Raw genomic sequence first — 22522 nt, 5'->3', positions numbered from 1 at the left:
CGCGCAAAAGCGCGGCGCCCGGCCCAAGACGGAACGCGCCTTTTTCAAAGGCGAGGTCAGGCGCGGGAGCTTCTGTCCTGCGCGCCCGGATCATGCGGTTTCTTGCAACAGCAGCGGTGACTGGACGCCGCCGATGCTGCACAGATGCGCGACGATATCCGCCACGCCCTTGTCATGGCGCAGGCTGGCAAAGACGAAGGGCAACGCCCCCCGCATCCGCGCGGCGTCCCGCTCCATCACCTCAAGCGAGGCCCCCACATAGGGCGCAAGGTCGGTCTTGTTGATCACCAAGAGGTCCGAGCGGGTGATGGCGGGGCCGCCCTTGCGCGGGATTTCCTCGCCTGCGGCCACATCGATCACATAAAGCGTCACATCGGCCAGCTCGGGGCTGAAGGTCGCCGACAGATTGTCGCCTCCGCTTTCGATCAGCACGATCTCCAGATCCGCGTGGCGTTCTTGCATTTCGGCGACGGCGGCCAGGTTGATCGAAGCATCCTCGCGGATCGCCGTATGTGGGCAACCGCCGGTTTCGACGCCGATCACCCGGTCCTGCGGCAGCACCTGCATGCGCATCAGTGCCTCGGCGTCTTCCTGCGTGTAGATGTCATTGGTGATCACCCCGATCGAGTGATGCGGCGACAGCGCGCGCGCCAGCTGCGCCGTCAGCGTGGTTTTTCCCGCGCCGACCGGGCCGCCGATACCAACGCGCAAAGGTCCGTTGAAACTGCTCATGAGCGGAAGATCCTTGAGTATTGGGTTTCATGGGTCATCGAGGCGATGTCCGAGGCGAAGCTGGCCCCGGCCAGCGCCGCCAGATCAGTCTCGCAGGCGTTTTGTGCGGCCTCCCGGATCAGCGGGCCGAGATCCGTCAGGATCTGCTGGCCTTGCAGCTGGCCCACTGGCAACAGCCGCTGCCCGGCCGCCACAAGGTTCGAGACAAAGGCATGCACGAACATATGCGCCGTCAGGTCCAGCGACAGCCCGTGCAGGCGCGCCGCACGGCCAATGGCGCTGGGATAGGTGAGGTCAGGCAGGGTATCGCCCCAGACACCGGATGTGGTCTGGCAAAAGGCACGCCCCTGATTGAGGCTTTCGGCCAGGCGTTCGCGCGACGGGGCAAAGGCCCGCGCCTGCATGTCCACCTCGGACAGGGCCACATCATCCGCTGCGCGGTAAGCAGCTGACAGAATGATCGGATCGCTGCGCCCGCTGCCGTAGAGCAGCAGATCGCCCAGCCAGTCCGCCAGTCCGGTCCCGTCGGTAACCTGGCCGGTGGTGCAGGCAGCCTCCAGCCCGTGCGAATAGGCAAAAGCGCCCACCGGGTAGGCCGGGGAGAGCCACTGCATCAGAAGGACGGCGCCGGGTTCAATGCTCATGGGCCTGCCCGCCTGCGTGATCGTGGCTATGGGAATGGCTGTGCCCGTGATCATGCTCATGCCCGTGGCTGTGATCGTGGGAATGTCCATGATCATGCGTATGACCGTGGCTGTGATCGTGGGAATGGGTGCGCCCGTGCCCATAGGCGCCGCCTTCGGGCGTGAAGGGCTCTTCAACCTCGCGCACATTGGCGCCAAGGCGTTCCAGCATGGCGCGGATGACGTGATCGCGCTGAATCAGCAGGCGCTCGGGCTGGATCTGACAGGGGGTGTGGCGGTTGCCGATATGCCAGGCAAGCCGGACCAATTCCGCGCCGCTCGTGTTGCCTGCTGTCACTTCCAGCAGCGCCTCGGGGGCGGCGGTGACGGCGATCTCTCCGCCGTCTTCGAGAATCAGAACCCCGCCGTGATCCAGCGAGGTCGTCTGCGGCAGGTCCACCAGCAGCCGGGCACCGGTTTCGGTGCTCAGAACCTTGCGGCGCAGGAACCGCGCTTCGTAATCCAGAACCACCCGGTCCCGGGGTTCTGGCTGATGGCTGTGGCCGTGATACTGGCGGGCGATCAGGCTGGGCAGCTGCGCGGGGGCGGTCATGACAGCCCCCGGCGCGGCGATTGGAGACCGGCGGTGCCGGGAATCAGATGTAGTAGACGTCCGAGAAGACGTGATGAACGATCTTGTCGCGGGTCAGGCCACGCTCTGCCAGCTCTGCATCGCTCATGGCCATCAGGCGCTGAACTTTCTGGCTGCGGGTGTTGGCTTCGCCCAGCGCGATCATCACGCGACCAAAGGCGACGAAGGGTGCTGCCAGAATCGCCAGAACGGATTTCTCGCTGGCGGAGGCGGTGGTGTGTTGTGCGGCATATGCCATTGGAGGTCACTCCTTTTTGAGTTGTGATCTCCTCCCAGTGACACCCAAGGTAGGACATGAATGCTGACCTAGCTAGGCCCCAGTTGGAATGGCTGCCATGCGCTCTGTGCAACGTTCTGAAAATGCTCATTTTTTGCGCTCCTTAGTACAAAAAGTAGCGTTGTGCCATCGGCAGCTCGGTTGCGGGGGCGCAGGTCAGCAATTCGCCGTCGGCGCGCACTTCGTAGGTCTCCGGGTTCACCTCGATCTTTGGCGTGGCGGCGTTGAGCCGCAGATCGGATTTGCCGATATCCCGGGTGCCGGTGACGGCGACGGTCTGCTTTGCCAGTCCCAGCTTTTCGCGCAGCCCGCTGGCCTGGGCGGCTTCGGACACAAAGGTCACGGCGGAGTTTTCCACGGATCGCCCATAGGCGCCCCACATGGGCCGCGAATAGACCGGCTGCGGGGTCGGGATCGAGGCATTGGGATCGCCCATCTGGGCACAGACGATGGTGCCCGCCATCAGCACCATCTCGGGTTTCACGCCGAAAAAGGCGGGGTTCCACAGCACCAGGTCGGCGCGCTTGCCTTCCTCGATGCTGCCGATTTCGTGGCTGATCCCATGGGCGATGGCCGGGTTGATGGTGTATTTGGCGATATAGCGACGGACGCGGAAATTGTCGTTGTCGCCGGTCTCCTCGGGCAGGCGGCCGCGCTGTTTCTTCATCTTGTCGGCGGTCTGCCAGGTGCGGATCAGCACCTCGCCCACCCGGCCCATGGCCTGGCTGTCGGAGGCGATGATCGAAAAGGCGCCCATGTCATGCAGGATATCCTCGGCCGCGATGGTTTCGCGGCGGATGCGGCTTTCGGCAAAGGCGACATCTTCGGGGATGGATTTGTCGAGGTGGTGACAGACCATCAGCATGTCGAGGTGTTCTTCGATGGTGTTGACGGTGAAGGGTCGCGTCGGATTGGTCGAAGAGGGCAGCACATGCTCTTCGCCGCAGATCTTGATGATATCCGGCGCATGGCCACCGCCGGCGCCTTCAGTGTGGAAGGCGTGGATCGTACGGCCCTTCATGGCGGCGACGGTATGTTCGACGAAACCGGACTCATTCAGCGTATCGGTGTGGATCATCACCTGCACATCCATGGCATCTGCCACGCCAAGGCAGCAATCGATGGCGGCCGGCGTGGTGCCCCAATCCTCATGCAGTTTCAGGGCGCAGGCCCCGGCCAGCACCTGTTCTTCCAGCGCCGCAGGTTGCGAGGCGTTGCCCTTGCCCGCAAAGGCCAGGTTCATCGGAAAGGCATCCGCTGCCTGCATCATGCGGCCCAGGTGCCAGGCACCGGGGGTGCAGGTGGTGGCCAATGTCCCGTGGGCCGGCCCGGTGCCGCCGCCGAGCATGGTGGTGAGGCCGGAATGCAGCGCGTCTTCGATCTGCTGCGGGCAGATGTAATGGATGTGGCTGTCAAAACCGCCCGCCGTCAGGATCCGCCCTTCGCCCGCGATCACCTCGGTGCCGGGGCCGACGATGATATCGACGCCGGGCTGGGTGTCCGGATTGCCGGCCTTGCCGATCTTGTGAATACGCCCGTCCCGAAGGCCGACGTCTGCCTTGTAGATGCCGGTGTGATCGACGATCAGCGCATTGGTGATCACCGTGTCCACGGCGCCTGCCGCGCGGGTGGCCTGGGATTGTCCCATGCCGTCGCGGATCACCTTGCCGCCGCCGAATTTCACCTCCTCCCCATAGCGGGGCGCATTCTCGCCCGCGCTTTCGGTGATCAGGTCACGCTCTACCTCGATGATCAGGTCGGTATCTGCCAGCCGCAGCCGGTCACCGGTGGTGGGGCCATACATGGCGGCATAATCGGCGCGGGAAAGTTTTGCGGGCATGATGGGTGTTCCTATCCGGTCGGGTGGTCACGCGCTGCGGTGACTCGGTTAATCTCGTATCTCAGGAGCTGACGGGACTGCCCGGTCGCAAGGCCGGGCCGCGCCCGACCCTCCCCACGGGAGGGCGCGTTTGCGACGTTTCGGACAGCGCGAGACCTGCGAAGTGACGCACGGGAGCGGGAAGATGCGGGTGAAGCAGCGCCCACCCAGGGTCAGCCGAGGCCCTTCCTCCTGCATCACAGATCCCCCATGATCTCTTGGTTGAAACCATAGATCCGGCGGGCGCCGCTGATCGGGATCAGTGCCACATCGCGGCGCTGGCCTGGCTCGAACCGCACGGCGGTGCCGGCAGCGATATCCAGACGCATGCCCCGGGCCGCGGCGCGGTCGAAATCCAGCGCAGGATTGGTTTCGGCGAAATGGTAGTGGCTGCCGACCTGCACCGGGCGGTCCCCGGTATTGGCAACCATCAGCGTCACCGCTTCGGTGCCATCGTTCAGGGTCAGCTCCCCCGCCGCAGGAAACAGCTCACCGGGGATCATTTGCGCGACCGCACGTAGGCCAGAGCGGCAGCGCCGCCAACGGTGAGTGCGGCCAGGATCACGGGCAGCCAGCTTTCCGAGCCGTGCGGATGCAGGTGTGCCCCGCCATGGGCCAGAGCCGGACCAGCGGTGAGCGCGATGGCGGATGCGAGAGCGGGCAGGTGTTTCATGCTGTTTCTCCTGTCGGGTGTTATCGGATCGGGTTGTGGACGGTCACCAGCTTGGTGCCATCGGGAAAGGTCGCTTCGACCTGAACCTCGTGAATCATTTCGGGCACGCCCTCCATGCATTGATCGCGCGACACGACCGCGGCGCCGGCCTCCATCATCTCGGCAACCGGACGCCCGTCGCGGGCGCCTTCAACCACCGCGTCGGTGATCAGCGCGATGGCTTCGGGGTGGTTCAGCTTGACGCCGCGCGCCAGGCGCTTGCGGGCAACTTCGGCGGCCATGGCCACCAGCAGCTTGTCTTTTTCACGGGGGGTCAGGTTCATCGGCTCACAGTCTCTCTGTCACAGTCTCCAGGCACGCGGCAGGCCATCGGGCAGCAAGCGGTCCAGAATGGGAACAAGGGTTTGGCGCAGGTCGAAGCCATCCGCTGCCAGCAGCCGCAGCATCAGCAGATCCTTGGCCAGCAGCGACACGCCGCCGGTGCCCGGCAGCATCGCGCGCAACGGCTCCAGCCAGCTTTCGGCGCGGGGATGGGCTAGGACCAGCGCTGCCATGGCGCGGGCGCCCCCGGCCACGGCAGGGCGGTCCAGGGTGGCGGCGATGTCATCGCGCAGCTCGACCCCGTCATAATAGATCATCTGACCGTCGCGGCGGATCTCTACCCGGTCGCTGAACCGGGCCGAGGTCAGCGCCTCACCCATGGCGAGACGGCCAAACACCACGGGTTCGACCATCAGAAAGCGGGCGTCGGCGGCCAGATCCACGCGCAGGCGGCGGGCAAAGCGGCTGCCGTTGAACAGGATGGTTTCCTGCGGCAGCCAGTTGAGGCGGGCGCCTGCAGAGACCTCAAGCCGGGTTTCCATGCGTCCGATCTCGCCCGGCTGGGCGCGATAAGCGCGTTCGGCGGCCTGGGTGGTGACCGTCAGGCGGCTGTTGTCCAGCGCGGCGGCCGCAACCGAAAACCGGTCACCGCCGGTGATTCCGCCTGCCGTATTGACCATCACCGCCTCGGGGTTCGGGCGGCCCTGCGGAAACAGCAGCTTCATCGCGCCCGCCTGATGCAGATCCTTCAGGCGCACCGCACCGTCCTTGTGGTGGACCGAGACCCGCGCGCGGCCCACGGCGCGCGGCTGTGCGGTCGGAACCGGGGTGGCGGTCTGGCGCGATATGATGGCGGCCTCGGTGATCTTTGACACTCCCTGACGCATGGCGGAACGCTGTCGTCTGCCCCAAAGAGTGCGCTTTGCCGGGCGCAATGACCATTTTGCAGGCGCTAAAAGGGCGGAGCGCCAGCATTCAGGATCAAAAAATGGGCGATCTCGCAAAAGGTCGCCTGCTTTTTGTGCATTTGGGGATTCCGCAGGGATGCGCCGCGGCTAGCGTTTGCCAAGTTTGCCGCGGTGCAGAAACCTGAGTGAGGCCGAGGCGCAAGACCTGCATCGGCTGTGGGAGTGTGGCGGCCATACGAATTGGACCTCGGTTAGACCGCCACACGATTTGCAACAACAGTTGCGGGGCTGACCTAGTGCTGCCGCCCTTCTTTCGCAAGGGAAGAGATGGCACGGGCCTGACCCTGTCTGGAGGGAAGTATGAGTTTCTTGAATAAAACTGCGGCCAGCGTGCTGGCACTGGGCCTGAGCGCAAGCGCCGGTCTTGCCGAGGATTGCACCATCAAGGTGGGCGTTCTGCACTCGCTGTCCGGCACCATGGCGATTTCCGAAACCACGCTGAAGGACACCATGCTGATGCTGGTGGCCGATCAAAACGAAAAAGGCGGCCTTCTGGGTTGCGAACTGGAGGCGGTCGTTGTTGACCCCGCTTCCGACTGGCCGCTGTTTGCCGAAAAGGCGCGCGAGCTGCTGACCGTGCATGATGTGGACGTGATTTTTGGCAACTGGACCTCCGTGAGCCGGAAATCGGTGCTGCCGGTTATCGAAGAGCTGAACGGCCTGCTGTTCTACCCGGTCCAGTACGAGGGCGAGGAAAGCTCGAAAAACGTCTTCTACACCGGCGCTGCGCCGAACCAGCAGGCGATCCCGGCCACGGACTATTTCCTTGAGGAACTGGGCGTCGAGAAATTCGCGCTGCTGGGCACCGACTATGTCTACCCGCGCACGACCAACAACATCCTTGAAAGCTATCTCAAGGGCAAAGGCATCGCCGACAGCGATATCTTCGTGAACTATACGCCCTTTGGCCATTCCGACTGGTCCAAGATCGTCGCCGACGTGGTGGCGCTTGGCGCCGACGGTAAGAAGGTCGGTGTGATCTCCACCATCAACGGCGACGCCAACATCGGCTTCTACAAAGAACTTGCAGCGGCAGGCATCTCAGCCGATGATATCCCGGTCGTGGCCTTCTCGGTGGGTGAGGAAGAACTCTCGGGTCTGGATACCTCGAACCTGGTCGGCCACCTTGCGGCCTGGAACTACTTCCAGTCGGCGGACACCGAAGCCAACGAAGCCTTCGTCGCCAAGTGGAAAGAGCTGATGGGCGAAGAGCGCGTCACCAATGACCCGATGGAAGCGCATTATATCGGCTTTAACATGTGGGCGAACGCCGTGACCGAAGCAGGCAGCGCTGATGTCGATGCCGTGCGCGCCGCCATGTACGGGCAGGAATTCCCGAACCTGACCGGCGGCACCGCCGTGATGCTGCCGAACCACCATCTGGCCAAGCCGGTGCTGATCGGTGAAATCCAGGAGGACGGCCAGTTCGACATCATTTCCGCCACCGATCCGGTGCCGGGCGATGCATGGACCGACTTCCTGCCGGAATCGGCGGTTCTGAAGTCCGACTGGAAGGATCTGGGCTGCGGTATGTACAACACCGAAACCGAGACCTGCGTTCAGACGCTTTCGAACTACTGATCTTCTTACCCTTGAAGACAGAGTCGCGGCGGGGGCCCTTGTTGGGTTCCCGCCTCGGCAGACGCGCCGCGCGGCCTGCCCATGTGGGTCACGCAAGGCGGATCTTTCAGAGCGGATCTCAACGATATGAAACGACTATTCCTTGCGTGCCTCGCGCTGTTCTGCGCGTGTCAGATCGCCCTTGCCCAGACCCCGGCGGGGGACGGGCCGCTGCAGCAGCTGCTGCAGGAAAACCGGGCGCTGATCGAGAAAAGTTCCCGCACCTCCATCGGACCGGTGATCACCGCGATTGCCGACAGTGGCCTGCCGCAGGCCCGCGGGTTTCTGGAGGCCTGGCAGAACAAGGATATCTGGCAGCGCAAGGAGGACGGTCTGTTCTTTGTGGGCGAGGAAGTCGCCAAACGGACCTATGCCCTCAGCAGCCCGGATGACGGCACTCTTGCCGGAGAATATCCCAAGAAAGAATTGAAACAGCTGAAACCCAACAGTGGCGTGCGGGCGCTGATCGCCACCGCGCTGGTGCAGTTCCAGCTGAGCGACCCTGACCCTGCCACCCGCGCCGAGGGGCTGCTGGCCATCGAACGCGCCCCCGGCGCCGATCTGCTGGCGCCGCTGCGCGCCTCAATCCCGGGGGAGGAGGATCCGGCGCTGAAGGCCCGCAAGACTCGGCTGGAGCGGCTTTTGACCATCGCCTATGGTGCCGATGAGGCAGAGCGGATCGACGCGATCAAAGGTGTCTCAAACGATCTCAGCGTCGATGTGCGCGCCGCCCTCAATCCGCTGGTGGCGGTTACTGTGGAGGTTGCCGAGGGGCTGCCCGAGGACCGCAATATCGCCCGCACCCTGAAGCCCGGCGAAGATGGCATATCCCGCAACGACGCCTATGACATGCTGGTTGCCACTGGCCACGTGCCCGCGCGCACCACTGCCGATGCCCTGCGCCAGACCCTCGCCGAGCATATCGAGGGTGGACGCGTCGCGGGCGTGCCGCTGGCGCAGCTTTCAAACGAGATGATCCGGCAAAAGGTATACGACAGCCTCGCCTCGGACGGGAAGGTGGACCCTTTCGTGGGCGAAGAGGCGATTACCATCGCCCTCAGCCATTATGTGTTCTTTGAAACCTACGCCGAGCCCTCTGCCGCCGTGACCGATGCCGCCGAACAGGCGCTTGAGAGCATCGGCACCAAGGTTGCGCTCAACCAGGCGGTGGATCTGGGGCTGGATGCGATCTCGCTCGCCTCGATCTATTTCCTGGCGGCGATCGGCCTTGCCATCACATTCGGCCTGATGGGGGTCATCAACATGGCCCATGGCGAATTCATCATGATGGGCGCCTACACCGGCTATGTGGTGCAGCAGATCATTCCCAATCATACGGTTTCGATCCTTGTCGCCATCCCGCTGGCTTTTGCGGTGACATTTGCCGTCGGTGTCGCGATGGAGCGGCTGGTGATCCGGCATCTCTACAACCGCCCGCTTGAGACCCTGCTGGCGACCTTCGGGATTTCCATCGCGCTGCAGCAGCTGGCCAAGAACATTTTCGGCACGCAGGCCCGCCCCTTGACGGCGCCCGGTTGGCTAGATGGGGCCTGGATGATCAACGACGTGGTGTCGATCAGCTATATCCGCATCGCGATCTTCGTACTGGCGCTGATCTTTCTGGCGCTGTTCCTCTTCATCATGCGGCGCACGCGGCTGGGGCTTGAGACCCGCGCGGTGACGCAGAACCCGCGCATGGCGTCCTCGATGGGGATCAATCCGGGACGGGTGAACATGCTGACCTTTGGTCTGGGATCGGGCATTGCCGGGATCGCGGGCGTTGCCATCGGTCTCTTTGCCAAGGTCACCTCGGAACTTGGTCAGGATTACATCGTGCAAAGCTTCATGACCGTGGTCGTGGGCGGTGTCGGCAATATCTTCGGCACCCTTGCCGGGGCGGCGATGATCGGTTCCCTGCAAAAGGGGATCGAGTGGTTGAACCCCTCGAACACGCTGGCGGCGCAGACCTACATGATCATCTTCATCATCATCTTCATTCAGTTCCGCCCACGAGGGATCATCGCCCTCAAGGGCCGCGCGGCGGGGGATTGATCCATGCGACAGTCATTCATTGCAAAGAACCCATCCGTTCTGGTCTTCCTGTCTATCCTTGCGCTGTTCACCCTCTTGGTGACTGTGTTTGCCGAAGGGCCAGGGGCCGGGCTGATCCCCACAAGTTTCGTCAAGACACTGGGCAAGACCCTGTGCCTCTGCCTGATTGCCATCGCGATGGACCTGATCTGGGGTTACACGGGCATCCTGTCGCTGGGCCATTTCGCCTTTTTTGGGCTGGGCGGCTACATGATCGGCATGTGGCTGATGTATGAACGCACCCGCCTGATCGTGACCGAGGCGCTGGCGCAGGGCGACATCCCCCCGACCGAGGCCGAGGTGGTCGATGGCATCGGCAGCCAGATCTTCGGCGTGGTGGGCAGCAGCGAATTCCCCGTGGTCTGGATGTTCGCCGACAGTCTGGTGCTGCAACTGATGCTGGTGGTGCTGGTGCCGGGCATTCTGGCGGCTATCTTTGGCTGGCTCGCCTTCCGCAGCCGGGTCACGGGTGTCTATCTCTCGATCCTGACGCAGGCGATGACGCTGGCGCTGGCGCTTTACCTCTTTCAGAACGATTCCGGCCTGCGCGGCAACAACGGGTTGTCGGGCCTCCAAAACCTGCCGGGTGTCGAGGCACCGCAGGCAGAGGTCTCGATGTGGTTCTTCTGGGCCTCGGCGCTGGCACTGGGTCTTGGCTATATGCTGGCGGCCTGGGTGGTCTCGGGCAAGTTCGGATCGGTCATTCGCGGCATCCGCGACAACGAGGCCCGCGTGCGCTTCCTCGGCTACCCGGTTGAGACCTTCAAGCTCGCCGTCTTTACCCTGACCGCCTGTATCGCCGCCATCGCGGGCGCGCTTTATTATCCGCAGGCGGGCATCATCAACCCGGCGGAAATGGCCCCCGTTGCCTCGATCTATCTGGCGGTCTGGGTCGCCATCGGCGGGCGCGGGCGGCTTTACGGCGCGGTGATCGGTGCGGCCTTTGTTTCGCTTGTGTCCACATGGTTCACCGGCGGGCAGGCGCCTGACATCCCGCTGGGGTTCTACACCATCAAATGGGTGGACTGGTGGCAGGTGATCCTAGGCCTCTCCTTCGTTCTGGTGACGCTGTTCGCCCCCAAGGGCATCGGCGGCCTCTTTGACCTCTTGCAGCGAAAGGACCGGACATGAGCACCCTTCTCGAAGTCTCCGGCGTCTCCGTCAGCTTTGACGGGTTCAAGGCGATCAACAACCTGTCGTTCCAGATCGCCGAGGCCGAGCTGCGCGCGGTGATCGGACCCAATGGCGCGGGCAAGACCACCTTTATGGATATCGTCACCGGCAAGACACGCCCAGACGAGGGCCGAGTGATCTGGGGCGAGAAATCCCTGTCCCTTCTCGATATGGACGAGGCGCAGATCGCGCGGCAGGGGATCGGGCGCAAGTTCCAGAAACCCACGGTGTTCGAGGACCAGTCGGTGCGCGACAACCTGATGATGGCCCTGAAAAAGGACCGCTGGGTGATCGCCGTCTTGCTGTTTCGCGCCTCAGACGCCGACACTGCGCGGGTTGAGGAACTCGCAGCAGAGGTTGGCCTTGCGGACCAACTGGACCGGATCGCCGGAGAGCTGTCCCACGGCCAGAAGCAGTGGCTCGAGATCGGCATGCTTCTGGCGCAGGAGCCGCGGCTTCTCTTGGTGGATGAACCGGCGGCGGGCATGACGCCGGAGGAACGCGAACATACCACTGATCTGCTGGTGGAGGCGGCCAAGACTCGCGCCGTGGTCGTCGTCGAACACGATATGGAGTTCGTGCGGCGCCTCAATTGCAAGGTCACGGTGCTCCACGAGGGCGCGGTGCTGGCAGAAGGGGGATTGGATCACGTGACCTCCGATCCCGAAGTCATCGATGTTTATCTGGGGCGCTGAGCGATGCTGGATCTGAAAGATATCACCCTCCACTATGGTCGCAGCCGCAACCTGAACGGGATTTCCATGCAGGCCGATCTGGGCGAGGTCACCTGCGTGATGGGCTGCAATGGCGTCGGCAAGACCAGCCTGATGAAGGCGGTCACCGGCACCCACCCGCGGTCGGGCGGCACCATGACGTTCGACGGGCAGGAAATCGGCGTGGTGCCAGCGCATCAACTGGCGCGTGCGGGCATCGCCTATGTACCGCAGGGGCGCGATATCTTCCCGCTTCTGACGGTGAAGGAGAACTTAGAGACCGGTTTTGCCTGTCTGCCGAAAGAAGAACATTTCATCCCTGACCACATTTATGAGCTGTTCCCGATCCTGAAGGACTCCCTTGCCCGGCGCGGCGGCGATCTGTCCGGCGGGCAGCAACAGCAGCTGGCCATTGCCCGGGCCCTGATCACCAAGCCCAAGCTTCTGGTGCTGGACGAACCGACCGAGGGTATCCAGCCCAATATCATCAAGCAGATCGGCGAGGTCATCAAACTGCTGCGCGGGCAGGGTGACATGGCGATCATCCTGGTCGAGCAGTTCTTCGATTTCGCCTATGATCTGGCCGACCGCTTCGTGGTCCTGCGCCGGGGCGAGGTGGTGCTGGAGGGCCGCAAGGGCGCGGTCGAGCGTGACGCCCTTCTGGAGGGGGTTTCGGTCTGACCTGCCGCGAAAGACTGCTTAACGGCGATCTTCCCCCTTGATCCCGTCGCCCCATTGGGGAACTTGGGGCCATGAGTGATTTCAACTGTCCCAATTGCGGCAATGGCATCAGCCCTGCGATCAAGGCGATAAAGATGCTGATCTGCCCCTCCTGTGGCACAACCCTGTTCCTAGAGGATCAGGGCGCAAAGGTGGCTGGTGAGGCGGGCGTGATGCACGATGTGCCCCTGCTGTTCGGGCTTGGCGATACCGTGCGAGTCGCATCATGGCAGTTCGCGGTTCTGGGGCACGCGCGGTTTTCCTATGGGCGCGGCAGCTGGGACGAGTTCTTTTGCCGCCGTGAGGATGGTGCTTTGCGCTGGATCTCGGTCGATGAGGGCGACGTGGTGATCCAGCAGGAAGTGTCGCGGCGGGACTGGCCCCGCTATGACCGCACTTTGAAACTGGGGCGGCAGATCCGATATGACGGTGAGGATTTCACCGTGATCGAAATGGACGAGGCCACCTGTGTGGCGCTGCGTGGCAGTTTCGATCATCCGCTCTCCGTGGGAGAACGCTATGACTTCGTGAACCTTCAGGATGAGCACGGGCGGCTGTTGTCCGGGGAATTCCAGGGTGATTATCGCGACTGGTATACGGGCGTCTGGGTGGACCCATTTGATATCCGGGTCGAAACTGCGGGCAGGGCCGCGCAATGAGCCTCAATCCCGATCTGAAATCCGTGGATTGCACCGCCTGCGGCGCCGGGCTTGATGTGCTGGGCGGCGGGCGCGTCACCGTCCATATCTGCCCCTATTGCGGCACCGAGCTGGACGCGCTCGACAGCTACCGCGCCCTGCGCAAATTCAACGATATCGCACGCCCCAAGACGCCCTTTCCCATCGGTACAAAGGGGCATCTCTTCGGCGCTGATTTCACGGTGATCGGCCTGCTGCAGCATCGCGAATTCTGGCAGGGGGAGGCCTATACCTGGCTGGATCACCAGCTATATTCCCCGACCCATGGCTATGCCTGGCTGACCATTGAAGACGGTCATCTGGTGTTTTCCCGCCGGTATCGCGGCGGGGGCGGCTGGATGTCCACCCAATGGGTGGAAACGGCCGATTACCCGCCCGAGCTGCAGGTCGGCTCCGAGCGGTTCCGCTATTACGAGACCAGCACCAGCACGATCATTTATGCCGAAGGCGAATTTACCTGGGCGCCTCAGAAGGATGAGCGGACAACCGAGGTGACTGCCATTTCCGATACCGCAGGCATGGGGTTTTCCGAAACGGGAACCGAGCGCGAAATCTACCGCATGACCTATGTCCCGCCCGCCGTGGCCGAGGCGGCATTTGGTATCAAGACCGGCTTGCTGCCCCGCGGAGTTCACGCTCTGGAACCCTTCAAGGAAGGGCCCAACCACCGGTTTCTGACCATGGCAGGCATCGGCTTTGCGGTTCTGTCGCTTTTGATCGGCGGTACACTTGCGGCGCGCCCCGGGCAGGCGGTGGTTTCGGACGAAAGGATATCAATCGGGCAGTTGCCGTTGGAGATATCCTTTGTCATAGACACACCGGACCGGCTGACACGGATCGACCTTGCAGGCGACACCCGCAACAGCTGGGCCTATTTCGCGCTGGAACTGGAAGACCCTGAAGGCGAGCCTCTGTTCGAGGCCGGGCGCACGGTGGAATACTACTTTGGCAAGGATGCCGACGGTCGCTGGACCGAGGGCAACAACCGCGCCAGCCTGACCTTCCGGCCCGAAGTTGCGGGTGAATACACGCTCGCGCTTTCACTGGAGGAAGGCGGCCATTGGCAGCCAGTCTATCCCAAGAACAACACGCCCGCCGGACCGGTGTTCCGGCAATTGAAGATGGATATCCGCAGCGATCTGTCCAGCGGGCGCTGGATGCTGGTGCTGGCAGTGGTCTTTGGCCTGATCGGGGGCTATCCGCTGTTTCGAAAATACTGGCATGACTACCGCCGCTGGCGTGGCAGCGACTGGACCGATGAGGACTGAGGAAGGCACTAGGCAATGATCAACCCGTTCCGAATTGTCTTTCTGCTGTTGGCCGGTCTTGCCATCGCCGGGACCTCCTATGTGGCCTACATGGGATACGGCAGCGAAAGCCGCGACCTTGACCGGTCGGTCAGGGTCATAGGCGCCGGGCGCGGCCTGAATGGACATGTGAAATAACACAAGAGGATGCCATGGACTATCTTTCTGGAATTCAACTGGCTGAGCTGATCAGCACCGTCTTTTACACCTTCATAGGCGTTGCCCTGATGTGGGTGGTCTGGAAGGTCCTGGACGTATTGACGCCCTTCTCCATCGTGAAGGAGATCGAAGAGGATCAGAATATGGCGCTGGCCATTCTGATTGGCCTCTTGTTCGTTTCCATCGCCATTATCATCGCCGCCGTCATCCTGTCATGACCGGGGCCGTCCCCGAGGTCGGGGAACCCCGTGCGAACCTGCGCGAGACCTGGCTCTTGGCGGCGACCTTTCTGGTCGCGGTTTCCGGCCTGATCTACGAGCTGATCGCCGCCACCCTGTCGAGCTATCTCTTGGGCGACAGCGTGCGGCAGTTCTCCTTGGTGATCGGTGTGTTCCTGTCCTCCATGGGGCTGGGGGCGTGGCTGTCACGTTATGTGGGCCGCGCCATGGAGGGGTTCATCTGGGCGCAGATCCTTCTGGGGGTGGCGGGCGGTTTCATGGCGCCGCTGGTTTTCTACCTTTACGCTTGGAGCGGCGCGGTGATGCTGCCGCTTTATGGGCTGCTGATCCTGATCGGGGTGCTATCGGGGATGGAGATCCCGCTGATTGCTCGCGCGCTGAAGGAAATCGGCGCGCCCGAGTTTCGCTTTGAGAACGTGCTCAGCGTCGATTACGTCGGTGCGCTGGCGGCCTCGGTGGCCTTTCCCCTCTTGATCGTCCCGCATCTGGGACTGATGCCCGCAAGTCTCACCTTTGGAGCCTTGAACCTGTTGGTGGCGGGGCTGTCGCTCTGGGTGTTTCGCGCCGTTGCCAGCCGCGTGGCCGTTGTGATCTGGGCGCTTGCGCTTGCACTGACCCTTGCGGGGCTGGTGCAGGCTGAACGGCTGGTGTCAGTCGCCGAGGCAAACCTCTTTGAGGATGACATCATCCTGAGCGAGGCAACGCCTTACCAGCAGATCACCGTCACCCGCTACCGTGAGCGCACGCGGTTGTTTCTGGATTATTCCATCCAGTTCGACAGCCTGGATGAGCACCGTTATCACGAAAGCCTGGTGCATCCGGCCATGGCACTGGCGCCGCGCCGCCGCGATGTGCTGATCCTGGGCGGTGGTGATGGCATGGCCGCGCGCGAGGTGCTGAAATGGCAGGAGGTCGAACATGTGACGCTGGTCGATCTCGACCCGCGCGTCACGGCCCTGTTCCGCGATCACCCAGACCTTTCGGCCTTGAATGATCATTCCCTGTCCGATCCGCGCGTCGTGATCCACAACATGGACGCCTGGCAATTCGCCGACGGCAGCGATCAGGTCTTTGACGTGATCATCATCGACCTGCCCGACCCCAAGAACCTCGCCCTGTCGAAACTCTACTCGCGCCAGTTCTACGGCGCGCTGGTCGAACGGCTGAGCGGTCAGGGCGTGATGGTGACGCAGGCGGGATCGCCCCTGTTCGCGCGCGAGGCCTTCTGGTCCATCGCCGCCACGCTTGAGGCTACCCGCAACCCGCAGGCGCCGGGGCTGGGGTTGAGCGTGCGACCCTATCACGCCTATGTGCCCAGCTTTGGCGATTGGGGCTTCGTGATGGCCGCACCCCAGGCCCTGTCGGCGCAGAATTTACCCCACTTACCGAATGGTCTGCGCTTTCTGGATCCTCGGGTCTGGCAGGCGGCACAGGTCTTTGGTGGTGACACGGGTCCGGTTGCGGTCGAGGAGAACTCGATCCAGTCTCATGCGCTGGTCGGTTACTACCTTGATGGCTGGGCGCGCTGGTTCGAGTGATCAGGCGGGCACCGGCACCTGCCGCGCCTGCGGCAGCAGGAAGGGCATGCCGCCCGGCGGGGTGGTATTGGCCGGAACGGGGCAACCGTACACCTCGGCGAGGGTCTGATCCGTCAGAACTTCTGCCGGGGTGCCTGTTGCAGCGATGCGGCCCGCCTGCATCAGCACCACGTGATCGGCGAACATGGCGGTGAGGTTTAGATCATGCATCACCGCAACCACGCCGCCGCCCGCCGCCGCATAGCGCCGCGCCAGATCCATCACCGTGAACTGATGGCCGATATCAAGGCTCGCCACCGGTTCATCTAGGATCAGCCAGCGCGGGGTGCCATCGACCACTGGCTGCCAGACCTGCGTCAGAACGCGGGCCAGTTGCACGCGCTGCTGCTCGCCCCCCGACAGGTCCTGATAATACCGCCCGGCAAACCCGCCCAGATCCACCGCCTCCAGCGCCTGCATCGGCAGGTCGGTTTCGCCCGCCGACAGACCGGCGCTCAGGCCCAGCCGCACGATCTCCAGCACGGTAAAGGGAAAGGCGATGCTGGTGCTTTGCGGTTGAACCGCGCGGATCGCGGCTAGCTCCCAGGGTTTGAGCGTTGCGGTGTCCTGCCCATTGAGCAGCACCCGGCCCGTATGCGCGATCTCGCCGGTCATGGCGCGCAAGAGCGTGGTCTTGCCTGAGCCATTGGGGCCGACGATGGCGGTGACGCGTCCCGGTCCAGCCGCGAAATCCACCCCGTGCAGGATGGTGCGGCTTCCCAGCTTTACGGTGATGTCATAGGCTTGCATGTCTCTGTCCAATCAAAGTCCCAGACCCGCGCGGCGCTTCAGCAGGATCCACAGGAAGACCGGTGCGCCAAGGACGGCGGTGACGATCCCGATGGGCAGTTCCGCCGGGGCGATGATCACCCGCGCGATCATGTCGGCGGCCAATAGCAGCGTGGCCCCCAGAAGGGCGGCATTGGGCAGCAGGGGGTGGTGATCCGGGCCGGTGGCAAGGCGCAACAGATGCGGCACCACGATGCCGATGAAGCCGATACCACCCGAGACCGCCACAGCAGCGCCGGTGGCGCCGGCGACAGCCATGATCGCGATATTCTTCACCCGCTGCACAGGGATGCCGATGTGCCCGGCGGCGGCCTCTCCCAGCGCCAGCCCGTTGAGACCGCGCGCAAGGAAGGGCGCGGCACACAGGGCGAGTCCGATCACCGGCAGGGCGGCGAGAACCTTGGTCCAGGTGGCGCCCGCGAGCGACCCCATGCCCCAGAAGGTCAGATCACGCAGTTGGTTGTCATCGGCCATGTAGACAAGAATGCCCGACAGCGCCCCGGCCAGCGCGCCAAGGGCGATACCGGCCAGCAGCATGGTTGCAACCGAGGTCTGCCCACCGCGCGTTGCGGTGCGATAAAGGATCAGCGTCGATCCCCAGCCGCCAAAGAAGGCTGCGACCGGCACAAGGCCGTTGCCCAATGTGTCGCGCAAGGCGGCAGGCAGCAGGCTGCCCAGCACGATGGCGGTGATCGCGGCAAGGCCCGCTCCGGCGCTGACGCCGACGATACCGGGATCGGCCAGCGGATTGCGGAAGAGCCCCTGCATCACCGCGCCGGAGACCGCCAGCGCAGCCCCCACGAGGATGCCAAGGCACAGGCGTGGCAGGCGGATGTCGAACAGGATGATCCGGTCCAGTTGTGACAATTCACGTCCTGCTATCAGATCGCCAAGGGCGGACCAGACCGACGTGCCAGCTGCGCCAAAGGTCAGAGAGCTCACCGAAGTGACCAGCAGCAGAGCCGCGAGCGCCAGCGTCAGCCGCCGGGCCTGATGGCGACGGTCCACCGGCGCCCCGGTGGACCGACCCCGAGCCTGACTTCGGTTCTGGGTTGTCGCCTCTGCTGCCAGGCTCATTCCGCGTGACCCTCGTAGAAGGCTTCTGACAGGGTCCGGATCGTGTCAGCGGTGCGCGGGCCAAACCCCAGCAAGGACTGCCCGTCCATGCGCACCAGCCGTCCGTTTTGTGCCGCTGGTGTGGGGATCAGCGCAGGCAGGCTGGCCAGCTGCTCCATCGCGACGCCGTGGTCGCCGCCCCGGTCCATTGCCAGAATCACATCCGGGGCGGTGGCGGAAACCGCTTCATCCGTCATCGGTTTGTAGCCCTCGAAGGCGTCGATGGCGTTGATGCCGCCCGACAGGCGGATGATGCCATCGGCGGCGGTGTTGCGACCTCCGGCCATGATCCGCCCGCCTTGCGTGGACAGCACGAACAGCACCCGCACCGGCGCATCGCCTGCGCGCGCCTGCGCCTCTGCATGGGCGGCCTCCAGATCGGGGGCAATGTCACCCAGCAGGGCCTTGGCCTTGTCCTCGGCGCCAAGGGCGGCGGCCACGGTTTCGATCTTCGTGATCACGCCAGCAGGAGAGTAGACCTCGGGCACCTCGGCATAGGCGATGTCGGCCTGTTTCAACACATCCAGCGTTTCCACCGGACCGGCCCCGGCGCTGGCGATGATCAGATCGGGCGATACCGACAGGACACCTTCCGGCGATAGGGCACGGGCATAACCGATATTGGGCAGCGCCTCGGCCTCTGCCGGGTAGCTGGAGGTGCTGTCGCGGGCCACCAGACGATGGCCTTCACCCAGGGCATAGACGATCTCGGTGACCGATCCGCCGACGCTGACAACGCGTTCTGCCGGGGCGGCGCAGGCTATCTGCCCGGCAAGAGTACCGAGCAGGAACAGGCCAGCGCCTTTGGAAAGACGGGAGAGCAGAGACATCACACGGTCTCCGGCTCGGCCCGGGTTTCAGCCTCCAGCGAGGGAAGCGCGGCAACAATTGCATCCCATGCCGGGCGGCTGTCGTTGTCGTCGGTGCGGCGGCCAAAGACCTGGAACAGGATGGTGCCATCGGCATCAAAGGCCTCATAAGACACTGCATCGCCCCGCTTGGTCGGCTTGTTGACGGCCCAGACCTCGGCCACGTGGTCAAGGCGCAGGTGCAGGTCGAAACCGGGATCTAGGATGTTCTGCCAGGGCCCCATTTCGCGCAGGTTCCGGACCGGGCCGCCGTGGATTTCGATGCAGCCGCGGTTGCCGACAAAGATCATCACTTCAATCTCCTGCTCGCGCACGGCCTCCAGCATCGGGGTGACGGTGTCTGTCGGCAGCTTGCGGGCCAGAGGCTCCCCGGCGATGCGATAGGCACCCAGACGGTTCATCTTCAGTTTCGAGCACAGGCGCAGGAACTGGTGGGTGTCGGTCATCTTGGCCCATTCGGCGCGCAGGACATCGACCTTGTCCGGGTCGGATTTGGCACCCTCGGGCGGGGTACGGGGCGCGACTTCCAGCGTGTCGGATTGTTCCGGCAGCGCCAGATCGGCGACGATCCGGTCCCAGGCCGCCAGATCGGAGGCTTCGCGCAAGTGGATCTTGTGCACCGCGTCTCCAGCGGCATCAAAGAACTGCAGCGAGCGGGCGGTGCCGTTTTTGCCATCACGTTCCACCGCAAAGGCAGTGACGAAATGGCGCGGGAACAGGCGCAGGTCGATTTCCTCGGTCAGCACCAGAGAGGCGTGAACGCCACCCTGATAGTGGCTGTAACGCCCGACCTTTTCGATCACGCAGGAATCGTTTCGGGTCAGCGCCATGACCTCGCCCAACTCTTCCAGCCGGGGAAAGACGACATCGGGGTTTGCTTCAATGCGGGTCACACCCGCGCCACTGAAGGCGGCGACAAGCTGCGCCTCGGTGATGTTGAACTTGTCAGCAAAATCGCGGTCGCGCAGCTGCGCATGGTCAGCACGTTCGGCGCGGATCTGCTCTGCGGAGACAGGAGTCGGAGTGGTCATGTCGGGCCCTTTCGGAGGCGGTCTGCATATCGTTTGGAAAGGGCTGGCTGTGGCTGCCGGTCGGGGCAGATCACGCTGGCGGCTGAGGGATCAGCGGGTTGGAATTTATGTTGACTGTTTTTATCATCTTTACTAACAGGCTCAAGCGGAATTTTGAATTTCGCCAAAGATCAATCCTGAAATACCGTGCCAGCCCCCACGCAAGCCTTCGGTTCGAATACGAATAGATGCGAAGGAAAATGTGATGGGCAAACAGCGTATGTCTATGCGGCTGTTGGGGACGGTGTCAGTGCTGGGGCTGACAATGAACGCGGGCGCGCAGGCGCAGGATCTGCCGCAGGATCTGCAGGACGAGGGGTTTCTCGGCACTGTTGAACTGGGGCAGGGCAAGCGCGAGGTGCAGACCGCAACCGCGACGCCGCAGACCGTGATTACCCAGGACGAGCTGAACGATAGGCAGGCCGGATCCGTGGCTGAGCTGATCGATTCGGTACCCGGTGTCACGCTGGTGAATGGCAGCCGTCCGCAGGGATCGGGCCTCAATATCCGCGGTTTTGGCGCCACCAGCAGCTATGGCACCGACCAGAAGGTGCAGATCATGATCGACGGCGCCTCTACCGGGTCAGAGGAGCTTTACCGGATCGGCACGCAGCTGTTCACCGATCCCGAGCTCTACAAACGCGTGTCGGTGATCCGGGGCACCATCGGCAGTTTCGAATACGGTTCGGGCATTATCGGCGGCGTGGTGCAGCTTGATACAAAGGATGCGGCGGATTTCACCGGCGGTGAGATCGGTCTGCGCTTCCGCCAGACCATTGGCGCCTCGAGCAATGCAAAGGGCTTCGTGACGTCCTCCATTCTGGCCTGGCAACCCACCGAACGGCTGGAGGTCCTGTTCAATTACACCCTGCGCGATGTCGACGCCTACAAGGACGGAAACGGGCAGGTCGTGCCCAATACCGAGAGCCGCATGCCCTCGTATCTGGGTAAGGTGAAATACAGCTTTGGCGACAATGACGATCATTCGATCACCGCCTCCTACAACTATTCCGAAACGGATGAAAAAGACGTCCCCTACGATACTTTCGGCACCACCGGCGGCTCCTTTGGCAACGTCGACCGCAAGGTCAGCAACGAGGTCGCCGGGCTGCGCTATCGCTGGAACCCGGTCGGCAATGACCTGATCGGTCTGGACGTCAACCTGACTCGCTCGACACAGCATATCGATACCGCCTATGTGCCCGGTTCCAGCCCGCTGGAGGGCACCTCTTCGGGGCCAAGCGTCATTGCCCTGGCCGATGCGGATCAGGATTACGAGATCACCAAGCTGACCGCGAAGAACAGCATGTATTTCGTGACCGGCATGGCAACGCACGATCTGCGGCTTGGGGTTGAGGTGATGCAGCGTGAACGCCTGAACGCGCCCTCGGCGCCCGGCGGCACTGACCGGCGTGTGGCCTTGTTCGCGGTGGATGACATCGGTATCGGCGATCACTGGACCATCACCCCGGCCATGCGGTTTGAAACCCAGGATATCGAGGCCCACGACGGATCCTCGGCCTATGACAACTCGGCGCTGATGGGCGGGCTGTCGGCGCGCTATGAATTCGCTTCGGGCTGGGCGCTCTTTGGCAGCGGCGCCTATACCGAGAACTTGCCGATCATCGATGATCTTGGCACGCCGCGCTACATGACCCAGCCGGAGCGGTCCCATACCTTTGAATTGGGCGCCTCCTATACCTCCAGCGGCGTGTTCACGGCGGGCGATGCTCTGCAGGCCAAGGTGAACCTTTTCAAAGGCAAGCTTTGGGACATTACGTCCTACGTGGACAGCAATTTCAACCCGATCCGCGAAGTGAACAGCGAAGGCATCGAGATCGAAGCCACATACAGCATGGACAACGGTTTTTACGCCGATTTCAACGCGGCGGTTGGCGAATACACCGCGGTTTCGGCGGGTGGTGCCAGCGGCGTCTGGCGCAACACCCCTGCGGACAGCGCCCGCCTGACCTTGGGCAAGCGGATCGGCGAGGCCTGGGATCTGAGCTGGGAACTGGTCGGCAGCAAATCCTTCACCGATTACAACGGCGATCTGATCAAGGGCTATGGCATCAGCAACCTGCGTGCCACCTACCGGGTGCAGACCGGCACGCTGAGTGGCGCCGAGGTGCGGCTTGGCGTCGAAAACGCCTTTGACAGGGTCTATACGCCCGCGCTGGCGACCCGCACCGCACCGGGGCGCAACATCAAGCTGACCCTGGCGAAAACCTTCTGACCCAACGGACATTGAAGAGG

Annotated in this window: 24 protein-coding genes; 11 read left to right on the top strand and 13 right to left on the bottom strand. The window is 63.3% G+C overall.

Annotation, left to right across the window (positions count from 1 at the left end; translation table 11 throughout):
* Nucleotides 1-90: 90 nt before the first annotated feature.
* The 9 genes from ureG to AAFO90_RS00510 form a co-directional block, all read right to left on the bottom strand.
* The gene (ureG, locus tag AAFO90_RS00550) at nucleotides 91-732 is read right to left on the bottom strand and encodes an urease accessory protein UreG (RefSeq protein WP_065272248.1); all 642 of its coding nucleotides are present in this window, start codon (nucleotides 730-732) and stop codon (nucleotides 91-93) included.
* Nucleotides 729-1376: an urease accessory protein UreF gene (locus tag AAFO90_RS00545; RefSeq protein ID WP_274829473.1), complete on the bottom strand. Its 648-nt coding sequence runs from the start codon at nucleotides 1374-1376 to the stop codon at nucleotides 729-731. Before AAFO90_RS00545 ends, ureG begins: the two co-directional genes overlap by 4 nt.
* The gene (ureE, locus tag AAFO90_RS00540) at nucleotides 1366-1968 is read right to left on the bottom strand and encodes an urease accessory protein UreE (protein WP_347508143.1); all 603 of its coding nucleotides are present in this window, start codon (nucleotides 1966-1968) and stop codon (nucleotides 1366-1368) included. The genes AAFO90_RS00545 and ureE overlap by 11 nt, the downstream gene beginning before the upstream one ends.
* 43 nt (nucleotides 1969-2011) lie before the next feature.
* Nucleotides 2012-2245, bottom strand: coding sequence for a hypothetical protein (locus AAFO90_RS00535; protein ID WP_274829475.1), 234 nt, complete (start codon nucleotides 2243-2245; stop codon nucleotides 2012-2014).
* Nucleotides 2246-2387: 142 nt separating this feature from the next.
* On the bottom strand, nucleotides 2388-4124 hold the full coding sequence (gene ureC / locus AAFO90_RS00530) for an urease subunit alpha (protein WP_274831601.1): 1737 nt from the start codon (nucleotides 4122-4124) through the stop codon (nucleotides 2388-2390).
* Between the two features lie 236 nt (nucleotides 4125-4360).
* A complete protein-coding gene (locus AAFO90_RS00525; RefSeq protein WP_274831600.1) occupies nucleotides 4361-4666 on the bottom strand; it encodes an urease subunit beta in 306 nt (101 codons plus the stop codon).
* Nucleotides 4663-4836: a hypothetical protein gene (locus AAFO90_RS00520; protein WP_165832673.1), complete on the bottom strand. Its 174-nt coding sequence runs from the start codon at nucleotides 4834-4836 to the stop codon at nucleotides 4663-4665. Before AAFO90_RS00520 ends, AAFO90_RS00525 begins: the two co-directional genes overlap by 4 nt.
* 20 nt (nucleotides 4837-4856) lie before the next feature.
* Nucleotides 4857-5159, bottom strand: a complete 303-nt coding sequence (locus AAFO90_RS00515; protein ID WP_065272254.1) for an urease subunit gamma — start codon at nucleotides 5157-5159, stop codon at nucleotides 4857-4859.
* An 18-nt stretch (nucleotides 5160-5177) separates the two neighbouring features.
* Entirely contained in the window at nucleotides 5178-6032 is an 855-nt protein-coding gene (locus AAFO90_RS00510) for an urease accessory protein UreD (RefSeq protein WP_347508142.1), read from the bottom strand.
* A 393-nt stretch (nucleotides 6033-6425) separates the two neighbouring features.
* Between AAFO90_RS00510 and urtA the strand changes: the two genes are divergently transcribed.
* The 10 genes from urtA (at nucleotide 6426) to AAFO90_RS00460 (ending at nucleotide 16383) form a co-directional block, all read left to right on the top strand.
* Nucleotides 6426-7706, top strand: a complete 1281-nt coding sequence (urtA, locus tag AAFO90_RS00505; protein WP_065272255.1) for an urea ABC transporter substrate-binding protein — start codon at nucleotides 6426-6428, stop codon at nucleotides 7704-7706.
* Nucleotides 7707-7832: 126 nt separating this feature from the next.
* Complete coding sequence (gene urtB, locus AAFO90_RS00500; protein WP_347508141.1) at nucleotides 7833-9797, top strand: urea ABC transporter permease subunit UrtB; 1965 nt, start codon at nucleotides 7833-7835, stop codon at nucleotides 9795-9797.
* A 3-nt stretch (nucleotides 9798-9800) separates the two neighbouring features.
* Nucleotides 9801-10967 (top strand): urea ABC transporter permease subunit UrtC, encoded by a 1167-nt coding sequence (urtC, locus tag AAFO90_RS00495; RefSeq protein ID WP_065272257.1) that lies wholly within the window; start codon nucleotides 9801-9803, stop codon nucleotides 10965-10967.
* Complete coding sequence (gene urtD, locus AAFO90_RS00490) at nucleotides 10964-11704, top strand: urea ABC transporter ATP-binding protein UrtD (RefSeq protein WP_274829481.1); 741 nt, start codon at nucleotides 10964-10966, stop codon at nucleotides 11702-11704. The genes urtC and urtD overlap by 4 nt, the downstream gene beginning before the upstream one ends.
* A 3-nt stretch (nucleotides 11705-11707) precedes the next feature.
* A complete protein-coding gene (urtE, locus tag AAFO90_RS00485) occupies nucleotides 11708-12403 on the top strand; it encodes an urea ABC transporter ATP-binding subunit UrtE (protein WP_347508140.1) in 696 nt (231 codons plus the stop codon).
* Between the two features lie 71 nt (nucleotides 12404-12474).
* Nucleotides 12475-13101, top strand: coding sequence for a DUF4178 domain-containing protein (locus AAFO90_RS00480; RefSeq protein ID WP_347508139.1), 627 nt, complete (start codon nucleotides 12475-12477; stop codon nucleotides 13099-13101).
* A complete protein-coding gene (locus AAFO90_RS00475) occupies nucleotides 13098-14408 on the top strand; it encodes a DUF4178 domain-containing protein (protein ID WP_347508138.1) in 1311 nt (436 codons plus the stop codon). The genes AAFO90_RS00480 and AAFO90_RS00475 overlap by 4 nt, the downstream gene beginning before the upstream one ends.
* Nucleotides 14409-14423: 15 nt before the next feature.
* Complete coding sequence (locus AAFO90_RS00470) at nucleotides 14424-14585, top strand: hypothetical protein (RefSeq protein ID WP_347508137.1); 162 nt, start codon at nucleotides 14424-14426, stop codon at nucleotides 14583-14585.
* A 14-nt stretch (nucleotides 14586-14599) separates the two neighbouring features.
* A complete protein-coding gene (locus AAFO90_RS00465) occupies nucleotides 14600-14824 on the top strand; it encodes a DUF350 domain-containing protein (protein WP_347508136.1) in 225 nt (74 codons plus the stop codon).
* Complete coding sequence (locus AAFO90_RS00460) at nucleotides 14821-16383, top strand: polyamine aminopropyltransferase (protein WP_347508135.1); 1563 nt, start codon at nucleotides 14821-14823, stop codon at nucleotides 16381-16383. The genes AAFO90_RS00465 and AAFO90_RS00460 overlap by 4 nt, the downstream gene beginning before the upstream one ends.
* Here the strand turns inward: AAFO90_RS00460 and AAFO90_RS00455 are convergent, their stop codons facing one another.
* From AAFO90_RS00455 to AAFO90_RS00440, 4 genes are read right to left on the bottom strand one after another with little or no spacing between them, the layout of a single operon-like run.
* Nucleotides 16384-17172, bottom strand: coding sequence for a heme ABC transporter ATP-binding protein (locus tag AAFO90_RS00455; protein ID WP_347508134.1), 789 nt, complete (start codon nucleotides 17170-17172; stop codon nucleotides 16384-16386).
* Nucleotides 17173-17184: 12 nt separating this feature from the next.
* Entirely contained in the window at nucleotides 17185-18288 is a 1104-nt protein-coding gene (locus AAFO90_RS00450; RefSeq protein ID WP_347508133.1) for an iron ABC transporter permease, read from the bottom strand.
* Entirely contained in the window at nucleotides 18285-19157 is an 873-nt protein-coding gene (locus tag AAFO90_RS00445) for an ABC transporter substrate-binding protein (RefSeq protein ID WP_347508132.1), read from the bottom strand. The genes AAFO90_RS00450 and AAFO90_RS00445 overlap by 4 nt, the downstream gene beginning before the upstream one ends.
* Nucleotides 19157-20227, bottom strand: coding sequence for a ChuX/HutX family heme-like substrate-binding protein (locus AAFO90_RS00440; protein WP_274829486.1), 1071 nt, complete (start codon nucleotides 20225-20227; stop codon nucleotides 19157-19159). The genes AAFO90_RS00445 and AAFO90_RS00440 overlap by 1 nt, the downstream gene beginning before the upstream one ends.
* Before the next feature lie 244 nt (nucleotides 20228-20471).
* Between AAFO90_RS00440 and AAFO90_RS00435 the strand changes: the two genes are divergently transcribed.
* Nucleotides 20472-22502: a TonB-dependent receptor gene (locus AAFO90_RS00435; RefSeq protein ID WP_347508131.1), complete on the top strand. Its 2031-nt coding sequence runs from the start codon at nucleotides 20472-20474 to the stop codon at nucleotides 22500-22502.
* The last annotated feature ends 20 nt before the right edge of the window (nucleotides 22503-22522 follow it).

This window comes from Phaeobacter sp. CAU 1743 (assembly GCF_039839315.1).
Taxonomy (GTDB): Bacteria; Pseudomonadota; Alphaproteobacteria; order Rhodobacterales; family Rhodobacteraceae; genus Phycobacter; species Phycobacter gallaeciensis_A.
The sequence above is the reverse complement of the archived record's forward strand: the minus strand, read 5'-3'. Positions and strand labels throughout refer to the sequence as shown.